This is a genomic window from Mucilaginibacter sp. (genome assembly GCF_028288185.1).
Taxonomy (GTDB): domain Bacteria; phylum Bacteroidota; class Bacteroidia; order Sphingobacteriales; family Sphingobacteriaceae; genus Mucilaginibacter.
Window position 1 is genome coordinate 117,805 of the sequence record NZ_JAQBOF010000008.1, and the last position, 14,380, is coordinate 132,184.

Annotated in this window: 12 protein-coding genes; 11 read left to right on the forward strand and 1 reads right to left on the reverse strand. The window is 40.4% G+C overall.

Annotation, left to right across the window (positions count from 1 at the left end):
• The first annotated feature begins 86 nt into the window (after window positions 1-86).
• The 10 genes from nuoH to JWQ34_RS03130 all read left to right on the forward strand — a co-directional run bounded on the left by nuoH (window position 87) and on the right by JWQ34_RS03130 (window position 11,657).
• On the forward strand, window positions 87-1,157 hold the full coding sequence (nuoH, locus tag JWQ34_RS03085) for an NADH-quinone oxidoreductase subunit NuoH (RefSeq protein ID WP_299353753.1): 1,071 nt from the start codon (window positions 87-89) through the stop codon (window positions 1,155-1,157).
• A gap of 118 nt (window positions 1,158-1,275) precedes the next feature.
• A complete protein-coding gene (locus JWQ34_RS03090; protein ID WP_299353756.1) occupies window positions 1,276-1,830 on the forward strand; it encodes an NADH-quinone oxidoreductase subunit I in 555 nt (184 codons plus the stop codon).
• On the forward strand, window positions 1,827-2,378 hold the full coding sequence (locus JWQ34_RS03095) for an NADH-quinone oxidoreductase subunit J (RefSeq protein ID WP_299353759.1): 552 nt from the start codon (window positions 1,827-1,829) through the stop codon (window positions 2,376-2,378). The genes JWQ34_RS03090 and JWQ34_RS03095 overlap by 4 nt, the downstream gene beginning before the upstream one ends.
• Window positions 2,378-2,680 (forward strand): NADH-quinone oxidoreductase subunit NuoK, encoded by a 303-nt coding sequence (nuoK, locus tag JWQ34_RS03100; protein WP_367278591.1) that lies wholly within the window; start codon window positions 2,378-2,380, stop codon window positions 2,678-2,680. The genes JWQ34_RS03095 and nuoK overlap by 1 nt, the downstream gene beginning before the upstream one ends.
• A gap of 3 nt (window positions 2,681-2,683) precedes the next feature.
• Window positions 2,684-4,744 (forward strand): NADH-quinone oxidoreductase subunit L, encoded by a 2,061-nt coding sequence (locus JWQ34_RS03105; RefSeq protein ID WP_299353765.1) that lies wholly within the window; start codon window positions 2,684-2,686, stop codon window positions 4,742-4,744.
• 5 nt (window positions 4,745-4,749) lie between these two features.
• A complete protein-coding gene (locus JWQ34_RS03110; RefSeq protein WP_299353769.1) occupies window positions 4,750-6,357 on the forward strand; it encodes an NADH-quinone oxidoreductase subunit M in 1,608 nt (535 codons plus the stop codon).
• A 1-nt stretch (window position 6,358) separates the two neighbouring features.
• Complete coding sequence (locus JWQ34_RS03115) at window positions 6,359-7,858, forward strand: NADH-quinone oxidoreductase subunit N (protein WP_299353772.1); 1,500 nt, start codon at window positions 6,359-6,361, stop codon at window positions 7,856-7,858.
• Window positions 7,859-7,966: 108 nt separating this feature from the next.
• Window positions 7,967-9,274: an ammonium transporter gene (locus JWQ34_RS03120; RefSeq protein WP_299353774.1), complete on the forward strand. Its 1,308-nt coding sequence runs from the start codon at window positions 7,967-7,969 to the stop codon at window positions 9,272-9,274.
• A gap of 122 nt (window positions 9,275-9,396) precedes the next feature.
• Complete coding sequence (locus tag JWQ34_RS03125; RefSeq protein WP_299353777.1) at window positions 9,397-9,636, forward strand: hypothetical protein; 240 nt, start codon at window positions 9,397-9,399, stop codon at window positions 9,634-9,636.
• 113 nt (window positions 9,637-9,749) lie between these two features.
• Complete coding sequence (locus JWQ34_RS03130; RefSeq protein WP_299353780.1) at window positions 9,750-11,657, forward strand: class II glutamine amidotransferase; 1,908 nt, start codon at window positions 9,750-9,752, stop codon at window positions 11,655-11,657.
• Between the two features lie 188 nt (window positions 11,658-11,845).
• On the opposite strand, the gene JWQ34_RS03135 is transcribed toward JWQ34_RS03130, so the two are convergent.
• Window positions 11,846-12,499, reverse strand: a complete 654-nt coding sequence (locus JWQ34_RS03135; RefSeq protein ID WP_299353783.1) for a LysE family transporter — start codon at window positions 12,497-12,499, stop codon at window positions 11,846-11,848.
• Window positions 12,500-12,660: 161 nt separating this feature from the next.
• On the opposite strand from JWQ34_RS03135, the gene JWQ34_RS03140 reads away from it, so the two are divergent.
• Entirely contained in the window at window positions 12,661-14,310 is a 1,650-nt protein-coding gene (locus tag JWQ34_RS03140; protein WP_299353786.1) for an MFS transporter, read from the forward strand.
• The last annotated feature ends 70 nt before the right edge of the window (window positions 14,311-14,380 follow it).

Here is a 14,380-nt window from a genome sequence, read left to right on the forward strand (position 1 = left end):
AAATCCTACCAGTTTAGTCAACTTTATAGAGTCAATCCAACTCAATCAATTCAAAATTTATTAAGTTTGCACCTAAAGCAAACCGGTTGAACTTTTACACTACATATTTCTTAATTGCGATAGGCTTATTTGCTTTTGTAGCCCTGTTTACTTTGTTTGGCGTATATGCTGAACGTAAACTTTCTGCCTTTATACAAGACAGACTTGGCCCAACCGAGGTAGGTAAGTTCGGTATGCTGCAAACGCTGGCAGATATAATGAAGCTGATCCAAAAAGAACTCATAATACCCGCCGCTGCAGATAAGGTACTTTTCCTGATGGCACCGGTCATTATATTTGTTGCTGTTTACCTGGGTTTTGCGGCTTTGCCATGGGCACCTGGTTTAGTACCGGCTAACGTCAACATCGGCCTGTATTACATTTTAGCCATCATATCTATCGAAACCCTTGGCATACTAATGGCCGGCTGGGGATCAAACAATAAATATTCTATACTGGGTGCCATGCGTTCGGCAGCGCAGATCATATCTTATGAGATACCTGCAGGCTTTGCTTTAATATCAGTAGTAATGATAGCTCAAACTTTAAATCTACAGGATATATCGATGCAGCAAGGTATTCTATCTCCAGAAAAAATAAAATTTTTAGGCCTTTGGGATGTATCTGTCAACGGCGGCATACTGGCCTGGAACATTTTTAGAGCGCCGCATTTGATAATAGCGTTCGTAATTTACTTTATAGCTTCATTGGCCGAAAGTAACCGTGCGCCATTTGATATCCCCGAAGCAGAGTCAGAATTGGTTGCCGGTTTCCATACCGAGTTTACCGGGCTGCAATTTGCATTGGTGTTTTTGGCCGAGTATGCCATGATGTACCTGGTATCAATGGTAGGAGTAATATTATTTTTAGGTGCATGGAACACACCATTACCAAATATTGGTGCCGTACATTTGGCCAGTTGGACAACAGGCATAGCCTGGGGGATATTTTGGATAGCAACAAAAACGTTGGCCCTTATTGCCGTACAGATGTGGATACGATGGACGCTGCCGAGATTACGCGTTGACCAGCTAATGAATTTATGCTGGAAGGTTTTAACCCCCCTGGCATTTTTATGTATGCTGATATCGGGTGTATGGCGGTTATGGTTGATGTAGTGTTTAAGATTAGGGAATTGTAAATCGGTGAATCAAACCAAAAATAATCAGTGAAATAAAAAAATAAAAATCAGAATAATCAGTGTATAATAAAGCAATAAACGGATTTACAACTGCAATGAAAGGGCTGTCCCTTACGTTCAGGCATCTTTTTGCATCAAATGCCAAGAGGAAGGTAATATCTGTGAGCGATGATAATTACTTTAAGCAGTTAGAGGGCACCAATACTATCCAGTATCCGCATCAAAAACTACCTGTGCCCGAAGTTGGACGCTACCAGCTGGATGTGGAGATAGACGATTGCATTGTATGTGATCTTTGTGCTAAAATTTGCCCGGTTGATTGTATTACTATAGAGTCGATAAAATCGACAACAGGCTCTATCGGTGAAACATCTGACGGGTCAAAGAAACTGCTTTATGCCCCTAAGTTTGACATAGACATGGCCAAGTGCATGTACTGCGGTTTATGCACCATAGTTTGCCCTACCGAATGTATTGTAATGACCAACCAATACGATAAAAGTGTTTTTGAGTTAAAGAACTTAAACTACGAGTTTGCCGATATGGCACCTGAGGTTGCGGCTGAAAAAAGGCAATTATTAGAGAATCAATTAGCCGAAAGACAAGCGGCAAAATTGGCGGCCATGAATAAAAAGGAGGGCGACGCATGAGTTTAACCCAACTGCTTTTTTATATAATGGCGTTTATTGTGGTAGCATCGGCCCTATTTGTGGCGAGCAGCAAGAACTTGGTACGCTCTATATTTATGTTCTTTATAACGCTGTTTGGCCTGGCAGGTTTATACGTTTTGGCTTTGGCCGATTTTGTGGCGGTAACCCAAATAGTGATCTATGTAGGCGGCGTGCTGGTACTGATATTATTTGCTTTTATGTTATCGGGCAAAGAAACTTTGAATGTGTTACAACAACAAAAAAGTAAGTTCATTAGTCTTAGTAAATTGCCCGCTATATTATTGGCCGCACTGTTTTTTGTGGTAATGGTAAATGTGATATTAAAAACCGATGCGGATAATGTGTATTGGGTAAAGATGGTTACGGGTGCGAATAGGCAGATAAAGCCGAACGATATAATGACCGATAACATAGGCATAAATTTAATGACGCGCTATTTATTACCATTCGAGGCTATATCTATTTTATTAATGATGGCCCTGGTAGGTGCCGCGCATTTGGCAAGGAAGGAGCGGGGTACAGTATGATAACCTTAACCGATTTTTTAATAGTAAGTGCCGCACTGTTTTGCATTGGTTTATACATGATCATATCAAAACACAACGCCATACAAATTTTAATAGGGATAGAACTAATGCTAAATGCCGCCATTTTAAACCTGGTAGCCTTTGGCAAATTTGATAAAATAGCTAACAGCGGGCAGGTATTCGCGCTGTTTGCCATAGTATTGGCAGCAGCCACTACCGCGGTAGCCTTGGCGATTATACTAAACGTTTACAAAAAATATAAAACTATTGATCCACGCAAGATCAATAATTTGAAGGATTAATATTTGAAAACAACTATACCATACCAGGATCTGTCAATCATATACTTTGCAATAGCAACGGTATTGTTGCCCCTGTTTGCTTGTATAGTAAATTGCTGTTTGTCGGGTAGGCGTAATCAAATATCGGGGTGGATAGCTACTGGGGCTATATTAGCCAGTGCGATATTATCAATAATCATATTCTCGAAAACTTGGAACAGCCAGCAAATACATGTACAGCAGCTTTGGTTTACTATTGGCGGTACGCAATTGTATGCAGGTATTTTATTGAATAACCTATCGTCCATATTATTATTGCTGGTGTCGGTAATTGCATTGCCGGTTCATATCTACTCTACCGCTTACATGAAGCATGACGATAATTATGATCGTTACTTCATTTACCTCAGCCTGTTTTGTTTTAGCATGCTCGCGCTGGTGGTGGCTGATAATATGATATTGCTGTATACTTTCTGGGAGTTGGTAGGCTTCTCGTCATACCTGCTGATAGGTTTTTGGTTCACCCGCGACAAAGCGGTGCAGGCCAATAAAAAAGCATTTTTAATGAACCGTATTGGCGATGTTGGTTTGCTAACCGCCATTATGATACTGTTTGCGCAGTACCATACTTTTGATATTGTACAGATTTTTGGCAGTGGCGGGTTAATTAGTCAATCGACCATTACTAATGGTTTATGGGTATCACCTATAGGTAGTTTACCTGCTGTTTGGCAATACGTAGCTTTTGGCGGGATATTTTTAGGGGTTGCTGCAAAATCGGCACAGTTCCCCTTACATACCTGGCTACCCGATGCGATGGAGGGGCCAACATCGGTATCGGCATTGATCCACGCGGCAACAATGGTTGCAGCAGGCGTGTTTTTACTGGGCAGGGTTTACCCAATATTCACTACCGGCGAGTTAGATATACTAGCCATCATTGGATGCTTTACCGCGTTTATGGCGGCTACTATTGCGCTAACACAAAACGATCTGAAACGTATCCTGGCGTATTCTACCATATCGCAACTTGGTTTTATGGTGATGGCAATGGGGGTGGGGGCTTATGCGTCATCATTGTTCCATTTGATAACGCACGCGTTTTTTAAATGTGCCTTGTTTTTGGTGGCAGGTATTGTTATTCACCAAATGCAGCATATTAAAGAGGATAACGACCTGGACATAGACCCACAAAGTATTTTATACATGGGCGGCCTACGTAAAAAACTGCCGTTTACATTTTTGGTGGCGGTTGTGGCCGGCCTGGCATTGATCGGTTTGCCTTTTACATCAGGCTATCTATCAAAAGATGGCATATTGGTACAGGCGGTTGATTGGTCGGATAATAAAAGCATATTATTTAGATTAGTGCCGATAGGCGCCATCATTACAACATGGCTGACAGCTTTTTATGTAACCCGACTAATAGTAAAAGTATTTTTTGGCGATTTTAGATTAGCGCAATTTCATCCGCATATAAAATACCATATCAGCGATGGTGGCTGGCAATACCGTGTGCCGTTACTATTATTGGCGGTGGCTTGTTTGTTCCCGCTATTTTCATGGAACCCGGTTTTATACGAGCGTGCCTGGGTATTAGCTGGGTTTGATTCTATCCATTTAGCGCGGGTAAACATTTACCATACCATTGTACCAATAGGGGTTAATATATTAAGCTTGTTCATCATCTACTGGGCTTGGGCGGTTTATACCGGGCGCAAAATATTGGTGTTCCCGCAAACGGGCTTTTTGTTCCACCTGTCTTACCGCGAGTGGTACTTTGATAAATTTTATAATAAAGTAATTGTTGGCGCGGTAATGGGCTTGAGTAAAGCACTCTCATGGTTTGACCGCAAAGTTATTGATGGCTTTATAAACGGACTATCAGTCCTAACTATCACGATATCAAAAATAGCTGCCTGGTTTGATTATAATATTATCGATAGAATATCGCGCTTACTTACCTTTATCGTGCAAATAACCGGTAATTTTGTGCGCCGTTTTCAGGGTGGCAAAATTCAATATTATTTGTTTAGTATGCTGGCTGTAGTGCTGGCCATGTTTATTTTAAAAATACTGATCTGAACCTAATGAATAGCTTAACCATACTCATATTTATACCGCTGCTGTTTGGCCTCATCATAGCTTTGATGCCATCCAACCTGCGCGGTAGTTTTAAATACATTACGTTGCTGGCTACGCTGGTACAGTTATTTATGAGTGTGAGTTTATACTTTAACTTTAAAACAGGCGCGGCATTCGGTGGTATAGCTACAGAGAGCCAGTTTCAGTTTGTGCAAAAACTACCCTGGATAAACCTCGATCTGGGTAGCCTGGGCCGCATGCAAATGGATTATTTTGTGGGGATAGACGGTATATCTATTACGCTATTGCTCATGACATCGGTAGTATTGGTTATTGCTGCTCTGGCATCATGGGAAATAAAGAGTAACCTGAAAGGGTTCTTCGTGCTGTTCCTGATACTGGATATGGCGGTAATGGGGGTATTTTGTTCATTGGATTTCTTCCTGTTCTATATCTTCTACGAGTTAATGCTCTTGCCATTATACTTCCTGATAGGGATGTGGGGCGGTGCAAGGCGCGAGTACGCGGCTATAAAATTCTTCTTGTACACCTTATTTGGTTCGGTATTTATGTTGCTGGTGATGATAGGTTTGTACCTATCAGTAACCGACCCAACAACCGGCAATCACACCTTTAACATGGTGCAGATGATGAATCCAGCCAACTACGGTCAAGGTTCTATATTTTCAACTTTAAGTCATTATACTTTATTTGGTATACAAGCGCGAACGCTTGGCTTTATTATCCTATTCATAGCCTTTGCTATTAAAGTACCGGTAGTGCCATTACATACCTGGCTGCCTGATGCCCACGTTGAGGCTCCAACCCCGGTATCTATTATATTAGCCGCTATCCTGCTAAAAATTGGTGGGTATGGTATTATACGGATCTGTTTAGGTATATTCCCAGATGTAGCTACTTCAGGCGCGTTTTGGTTGGGCTTATTAGGTGTTATCTCTATTCTATATGGCGCGTTAAACGCGTTAGCTCAGCGCGACCTTAAACGGGTTATAGCTTACTCATCTGTATCGCAAATGGGGTTTGTATTGCTGGGGATAGCCTCGCAAACTGCCGAGGGTTTAAGCGGAGCGGTAATACAAATGGTGAGCCACGGGTTCTTATCAACTATGCTGTTCTTTTTGGCAGGCGTGGTTTATAATCGGGTTCACGATAGGGATATTTACAATTTCCGCGGATTAGGTACTTTAATGCCTAAGTACACGATATTTGTGATGATCGCCTTCTTTGCATCATTAGGTTTGCCGGGATTCTCTGCCTTTATAGCCGAGGCATTCTCATTAGCAGGCGCGTTTAAATCGCCATCGGTAAATGGGTTGTTGCCTTATTGGATGGCTGTATGTGGCGCGGTTGGTATACTATTAAGTGCCTGTTATTTTTTATGGACATTGCAACGCATGTTCTTCGGTTCGGTATCTTTAAAAGGGGGGGAAGTTTGGAAAGTAGCTTTAACCGATCTGAACTTCCGCGAAATAATCAGCTTATTGCCACTGGCAATAATGGTATTGGTTTTAGGTGTTATGCCTTCGTTGGTGTTTAGCAAGATCAATGATTCGGTATTAGCGTTAGTACAGTTTTTACACGTAACCAAATAAAATGCACGAGTTAATACCTTTTATACACGACCAGCTAACCCATATTTTGGGTGACTTGAATTTTTTCAAGCCCGAGATAACTTTATCTGTGTTATTTATCCTGGTATTAATTACCGACCTGATATATGGCCGAAACTCCGAGAAACTATGCCGAATTGTGGCCTGTGCCGGTATTTTATTGGTGATATTTAGAGATACCCAAGCACTGGCCCTTAAAGGCGAACAAACTAAGTTGTTGTTTGAGGGGATGCTGCTACAGTCGCATGCTTCGATTGTATTCAGGTTGATTATTGATGGCGCCGCGTTTTTATTGCTGCTATATTTTGCCTGGGATGAACAGTTAAAGTCGCATACAAAAAAACTATCTGATCTATATTCTATAACCATTGCCGCTGTATTGGGTCTGCATTTAATGACCATGGCGGTTAACCTGTTATCCATTTATCTTGCTATCGAGATGGTTTCTATCGCGTCATACCTGTTGGTTGCCTATCGGTCAGAAAACGCTTTTAGTACAGAGGCGGGTTTAAAATATGTATTGTTTGGCGCGGCATCATCGGCCATAATGCTTTATGGCATATCGCTGCTTTATGGCTTTACAGGCACGTTAGATCTGTTTGACTATAATTTTACTTCGGGACTGATAAAGGTTCATGCTGTTGGGGCAGCTTTTGCTATAACCTTAGTCTTGGTAGGTATTGGTTTTAAGCTATCATTTGTCCCCATACACTTTTGGGTGCCCGATGTTTATGAAGGTGCACCAACACCTGTTACTGCATTCTTATCAACTGTACCTAAAATTGCGGCGTTTGCATTGCTGATCAATTTTTTGACGCCATTTCTTATGTCTCCCGAATGGAAAGCTTTTGATTTTGGATTGTATCTTTCTGTAATAGGCATTATTACCATGATAGCTGGCAATTTTGCCGCGGTTATGCAAAATAATGTTAAACGCATGCTTGCCTATTCAAGCATTGGGCATACAGGTTTTGCTTTAATGGCTGTGGTTACTTTTAATATGCAGGGCATTAAAGCGCTGGAGTATTATTTAGCGGTATATGCTTTAGCCAACGTAGGTGCGCTAATGCTGGTAAGCTATTTCACAAAGATAACAGGTTCTGAAGATGTAAATACTTATAAAGGTTTAGGACTTAAATATCCCGCGGCCTCAGTATGCTTTGTAATTATAATGATTTCATTAACGGGTTTGCCGGTAACTGCCGGTTTTACAGGTAAACTGTTTGTGTTTTCGGCAGTTTATGGCGTTTACCAGGTAAATCATAATGTATGGTTGTTGCTGTTAACCATAACCGGTGCATTAACTACGGTAGTATCTTTGTTTTATTACATCAAAATACCGCTTAATTTATTTTTGAAACGGACAGATACTATCTCTGAAACCGTAACCCAACCAAATTATATATTAGCAGTTGCAATAATAATATCGCTGATATTAGTATTGCTTGGAATTTTCCCCGACTGGCTTACCCGATTTCTGTAAAAAAGATTAATTCGTATCTTTTTTAATAATAATTTAACATTTATTTCATTTATTTATGATATTAATCATAAATTCAGCCGTTTTTTAAAATTATCCTTTAGTATTTCTATGAAGCGTTACTTTCCGTTTTTTGTTATCCTTTGTATTTTAGCATTAACCTTTATTTTTCCATCGGTCGAATTTAAAAACACCGGCGCATCGCATTTTAATACCGGCGATATCGCCTGGATGCTCATGTCGACCGCGTTGGTTTTAATTATGACACCCGGTCTGGCGTTTTTTTACGGCGGTATGGTTAATAAAAAGAATGTAATATCAACCATGCTGCAAAGTGTTATTTGTATGGTTATAATTACCGTAATGTGGGGCATCTTTGGTTTCAGCCTGGCTTTTGGTGATAGCTTCCATGGTATAATTGGTAATCCGGCTACTTACTTTATGATGAAGGGTATGCTAGGCGATTCCACCTGGAAATCAGCTCCTACTATTCCGTTATTGCTATTTGCTATGTACCAGTTAAAGTTTGCCATTATAACTCCGGCGTTAATAACCGGGGCGTTTGCAGAGCGTATCCGCTTTAATTCGTATATCATTTTCCTGGTGCTGTTCAGCATATTTATATTTACACCCCTGGCGCATGCAACCTGGCATCCCGATGGTTTATTAAACAAATTAGGTGTACTTGACTTTGCCGGTGGTACTGTTGTACACATGTCTGCCGGATGGGCGGCCTTAGCATCAGCCTTATATTTAAAGAAAAGAAACGAGGCGAGCCATTCGCCGGCCCGCATTACTTATGTATTAATAGGTACCGGTTTATTATGGTTCGGTTGGTTTGGTTTTAACGCGGGGTCGGCATTTGGGGCAAATCATTTGGCGGTTACCGCTTTAGCAACAAGCACAACCGCATCGGCAGCTGCAGGTTTAACCTGGATATTTTTTGATATGCTACGCGGACGTAAACCATCTGCAATGGGTACCTGTATCGGTGCGGTTGTAGGTTTGGTTGCTATTACGCCGGCAGCGGGTTTTGTTTCCATTCCGCATTCGTTGGCTATAGGTATTATATCATCAGTAATAAGTAACCTGGTAGTTGAGTGGCGCACAGGTACTTCAATAGACGATACATTGGATGTTTTCCCTTGCCATGGCGTTGGTGGTATGGTAGGTATGTTGCTTACCGGTGTGTTTGCACACAAAAATGTTAACCCAGCCAACGTAACCGGTAATGGCCTGTTCTTTGGCGAATCGCACTTGTTTTTAATACAGCTTTTTGCCTTAATTATTGTTTCTATATATGCCTTTTTTGGCTCATTGCTGTTACTAAAGATCACTGATATGATATCGCCATTACGTGTTTCGGCGGAAGAGGAAGTGATAGGCTTAGATATTAGCCAACACGGCGAAAGACTTTAAATTTAATACACCACTAAACAATCTATAAACCATAGTTGGAGGCCCCGAGAGATCGGGGCTTTTTTTTGTAGTTTTGATAATAGTTAGTACCTTCCTTTTCGCGTTATTTAAAATATCATATTATGAAAAATAACTCTTTCATTGTTACTGTTAATAATACTGATTATAAAGTTAAGTTGGGTTCTGTTATGCCACAGCTTTATGATGTTTTTTGTGGAGCAGCTTATCACAAAATTGGTAAAACTGACGCAGGCTTATGGGTGTATGTTGACACCCCCGCATCTGTACAGCACATGCCGTTACAAGAAATTGGTGAGGCTATAGATGAACACTCCAGATCAAATAGCGAAGAAACGTATTAGCGTAAATGCAGCATAGCTGATTGTTAAATTTATATTATTTTAATACGAATTAATGACAATCAATTTAACAAGACTTTAGTAGAAAGTTATAACTTTGCGGCTCATCATCAATCATGAGCGATCAGATTAAACATGAATGCGGTGTGGCATTTATCCGTCTTTTAAAGCCACTGTCTTTTTATCAGAAAAAATACGGCACTGCGCTGTATGGCTTAAACAAGCTCTATCTTTTAATGGAAAAACAACATAACCGGGGCCAGGATGGCGCAGGCGTTGCCACTATTAAATTGGATGTAGCTCCGGGCAAGCGGTACATCAGCAGGCATCGATCGATGGCATCAAACGCTGTTGCTGATATATTTGAATATATCCAGAAGAAATTCGCAGATATACAAAAGGAATCGCCAGAAAAAATGGCTGATACCGAATGGCTCAAAGAGCACGTAAGCTTTACCGGCGAAGTGTTATTGGGCCATTTGCGTTATGGTACACATGGCAAAAACAGTATTGAAAGTTGCCACCCTTTTCTGCGCCAAAACAACTGGATGACACGTAACCTGGTTATTGCCGGTAACTTTAACATGACGAATGTTGATGAATTGCTGCAACAACTGTATGACCTGGGCCAGCATCCAAAAGAAAAAGCAGATACCGTTACCGTATTAGAGAAAATGGGCCACTTTATTGATACTGAAGTGCAAGGCTTGTTTGACCAATATAAACGCGAAGGCCTGGATGACAATGGCGAGATCAGCAAGCTAATAGCCAATGATATGGATGTGGCTAAGATCCTTCATAAATCTGCACGTAACTGGGATGGTGGTTATACCATTGCCGGTATGCTGGGCCATGGTGATGCATTTATTATGCGCGACCCGGTTGGCATCCGCCCGGCTTATTATTATTATAATGATGAGATAGTTGTTGCGGCATCAGAACGCCCCGCTATACAAACTGCCTTTAATATCCCTATAGACGAGATAAGAGAAATAAAACCCGGCCATGCCCTGATCATAAAAAAGAATGGCAAGATAACCGAGGATATGTTTAGCGAGCCACAAGAAAAGAAAGCCTGCTCTTTCGAGCGGATCTATTTTTCGAGAGGAAGTGACGCGTCTATCTATCGCGAACGTAAACAATTAGGCAGGCTGCTTTGCCCGCAAATATTGGATGCGGTTAATAATGATGTAAAAAATACCGTATTCTCTTATATACCAAACACTGCGGAAGTTGCCTTTTATGGCATGGTAGAAGGTATACATAAATACATAAAAAAATACCAGCGTGACAGACTACTTAACCGCGAGGATAAGATAAGTGAAGAAGAGTTAACCGAAGTGTTATGTATGGCACCACGTGTTGAAAAGATTGCTATTAAAGACGTTAAGTTACGCACCTTTATAACACAGGATGCTGACCGTAGCGAAATGGTGGCGCACGTTTATGATACTACCTACGGGTTAATTAAAAACGGAACGGATACGTTAGTTGTACTAGATGACTCCATCGTTCGTGGTACTACGCTTAAACAAAGTATTCTGAAGATACTGGATCGTTTAGGCCCTAAAAAAATTGTTGTTGTATCGTCTGCCCCTCAAATTAGATACCCGGATTGTTATGGTATTGATATGTCGCGCATGGGCGAGTTTGTTGCTTTTGAAGCCGCCATTAGCTTGCTGAAAGAACAAGGTAAAGAAAGCATTATAGCCGATGTTTATAAAAAATGTGTAGATAGTGCGTCATTACCTAAAGAGGATGTGGTGAACTATGTAAAAGCTATTTATGAGCCTTTTACAGATCAGGAGGTATCAGACCGTATAGCCAAGATCATCACACCAACTGAAATTAAATGCGAAGTACAGGTGATCTATCAAACGCTGGATAACTTACACAAAGCTTGCCCGGATCATACCGGCGACTGGTATTTCTCTGGCGATTATCCAACCCCAGGCGGCAACAAGGTAGTTAACCGTGCCTTTGTTAACTGGATGGAAGGGAAGAATCAGCGGGCGTATATGTAACCCCCGGCCCCCTGAAGGGGGAGGAATTAAAGCAATTGATATATAATATAAATTAAGAGGCCCTTATTTACTAGATAAGAGCCTCTTTTAGTTAGCGTTCAAAAACTCCCTCTTTAGGGCTTGGAGTTACTCCCTATACTTTCCATTAAAAAATTGATGGTAGCCCCAATATAAAAACAAAATTTTAGCTATGCTGAAGGGGCGGCGAATACATAATGTGTAACCAGCTTATCCAATAAAATTACCGAGGCAATAATTAAGGCTATACCGGCAACTTCATTCAGGCGGTGTACAAATTTTTCGGATATTTTATCGCGCAGCTTGTTGGCGTAAAAGGCTTTGGTAGTATCTAAACCAAACTGTACAACCAATATGGTTATAAACATAATAGCAATTTTAAATGCCCGGTGATGTACACCATTATGATAAATGGTACTGGCTGTACCAATAACTGTTATCCAGTGAAATAAAATAGCAGGATTAAAAATACACATTAAAAACCCTTTCAGAAAATAGCCTGTACGTTTAAGGCCGGTAGGGGTTGCATTGTCGTAGTTTACCTTTGCCTTTTTGAAAATGTAGCGAATACCTACTACAAACAATATAATGCTGCCAACAACACCTGCAATGGTTTTGGTTTGGGCAGATACCTCAAACAATTGTGAGCCAAATAATATGCCACCCACAAACACAACATCGCTGCACACTACACCAAGCGCTAAAAAAATACCTGCATGGAAGCCCCGCTCAATACTTGTTTTAATTAAAGCAAAAAATACGGGCCCGGTTAAAAAGGTTAACACTATACCAATACCAATCCCCGAAATAACAGCTTCTATCATTAATCTGTAACCTTTGATCTGTTTGAAGTATGCGAAGATGCAACTTTTATCTCTTAAATAAAGAAATTTAATGCAGAGTGTTTATTACTTTAAGCTAGTAGAATTATAAAAAATACTTATGTTAGTGGTTTAAAACCAATTTTAATACAACCTTATATAAAATGGAACAAAACAACACCAAAAGTTATGGTTCGGCATTGTACACGCTGGTTACTGTATTTTTCTTCTGGGGCTTTTTAGCAGCCTCAAACGGTATATTTATACCCTTTTGTAAAGCACATTTTCACTTAACTCAATTCGAATCGCAGTTAATTGACTTTACTTTTTACGGAGGATATTTTATAGGGTCATTGATACTATATTTTGCTTCGCAAATAACCCGGGTTGATATATTAAACAAACTGGGCTATAAAAACGGTATTGTGCTGGGTTTGGTTTTATCAGCCGCAGGCGCATTAGTAATGATACCTGCTGTAGCTACAGGTTCATTTATATTTATATTAGGTTCGTTTTTTATAATCGCTTTAGGTTTCTCGTTACAACAAACAGCGGCAAATCCTTTCGTTATAGCTTTAGGCCCGCCGGAGACAGGTTCAAATCGTTTGAATTTTGCAGGCGCTATTAACAATATCGGCGGTATAACCGGCCCAATTGTAGTTAGTGTGATATTGTTTGGAAAGGCAAAAGGTGCAGCAGCAGCAAGCAGTGTCCAGCTATCAACTATTGATAACTTATATTATATATTGGCTGGCTTATTTTTAGCAGTAGCTGTATTTTTCTATCTATCTAAGTTGCCGGTTGTTACTACAGATGAAAAGGTCGAAGCCAGCAAAAAGCCAACATTACCATTAATAATTATGTTCCTGGCGTTTTGTTTAATTATGGTTGCCGACCAATTAGCTTTATTTATTAGCGGGCATGGTTTTTTCAATATCCGTACACCTGAAGGGACCAAGGCTGTTATTATTTACATATCGCTGGCTATCATAATACTAACTTTAGTAAGCTCGTTATTATCGGCTCAGAAAAACAAAGAAGGTTGGGGCGCTATGCAATACCCTCAATTAATTTTAGGTATGATAGCCATATTTACATACGTAGGCACAGAGGTTACTATACAAAGTAATATGGGCGCGTTGCTTAAACTACCTAAATTTGGCGGCTTTACCGAGTCGCAAATGTCGCCATTTATCTCGCTTTACTGGGGTAGTTTAATGATAGGCCGCTGGACGGGCGCCATTGGAGCATTTAACCTATCAAAATCAACTAAAAACATATTGACTTTGGTAGTGCCATTTCTTGCTTTTGGTATTGTATTGTTAGTTAACCGGTCAACTGGGGTTGATGTAAGTAATTTATATATCTATGCTATTAGTATTACCGTAATGATAGGCGCGTTTTATATAGGCCAGCAAAAACCGGTACGTACCTTAGTTTCGTTAGGTGTATTGGGTATGATATTTATGCTAATAGGTTTATTGTCGACAGGTATGATCGCGGTATTCGCGTTTATTAGTGGTGGCTTATGCTGTTCAATTATGTGGCCGTCAATCTTCTCGTTAGCTATCACCGGCTTAGGTAAATATACCGGCCAAGGCTCTGCATTTTTAATTATGATGATATTGGGTGGTGCTATTATTCCACCGGTACAAGGCTTAATGGCTGATACCATGGGGATCCATCAATCATACATTGTTCCGGTTATAGGTTTTGCCTACATCGTATTCTTCGCCTGGAAAGTACGCCAGGAGTTGATCAAACAAGGCATCAACATTGACCATGTTTCTGTTGAAAAAAGCGGGGGACACTAATTGAGTGATCAGTATTGAGTGGTGAGTTATGAGTTTGTTTTTATTTTACTCATAACTCACCACTTATAAC

Coding starts and splice junctions, on each gene's coding strand:
- JWQ34_RS03110 (WP_299353769.1), top strand. CDS start 4,750: ATGAATAGCTTAACCATACTCATATTTATACCGCTGCTGTTTGGCCTC.
- JWQ34_RS03125 (WP_299353777.1), top strand. CDS start 9,397: ATGAAAAATAACTCTTTCATTGTTACTGTTAATAATACTGATTATAAA.
- JWQ34_RS03115 (WP_299353772.1), top strand. CDS start 6,359: ATGCACGAGTTAATACCTTTTATACACGACCAGCTAACCCATATTTTG.
- JWQ34_RS03090 (WP_299353756.1), top strand. CDS start 1,276: ATGAAAGGGCTGTCCCTTACGTTCAGGCATCTTTTTGCATCAAATGCC.
- JWQ34_RS03135 (WP_299353783.1), bottom strand. CDS start 12,499: ATGATAGAAGCTGTTATTTCGGGGATTGGTATTGGTATAGTGTTAACC.
- JWQ34_RS03120 (WP_299353774.1), top strand. CDS start 7,967: ATGAAGCGTTACTTTCCGTTTTTTGTTATCCTTTGTATTTTAGCATTA.
- JWQ34_RS03130 (WP_299353780.1), top strand. CDS start 9,750: ATGAGCGATCAGATTAAACATGAATGCGGTGTGGCATTTATCCGTCTT.
- JWQ34_RS03140 (WP_299353786.1), top strand. CDS start 12,661: ATGGAACAAAACAACACCAAAAGTTATGGTTCGGCATTGTACACGCTG.
- JWQ34_RS03095 (WP_299353759.1), top strand. CDS start 1,827: ATGAGTTTAACCCAACTGCTTTTTTATATAATGGCGTTTATTGTGGTA.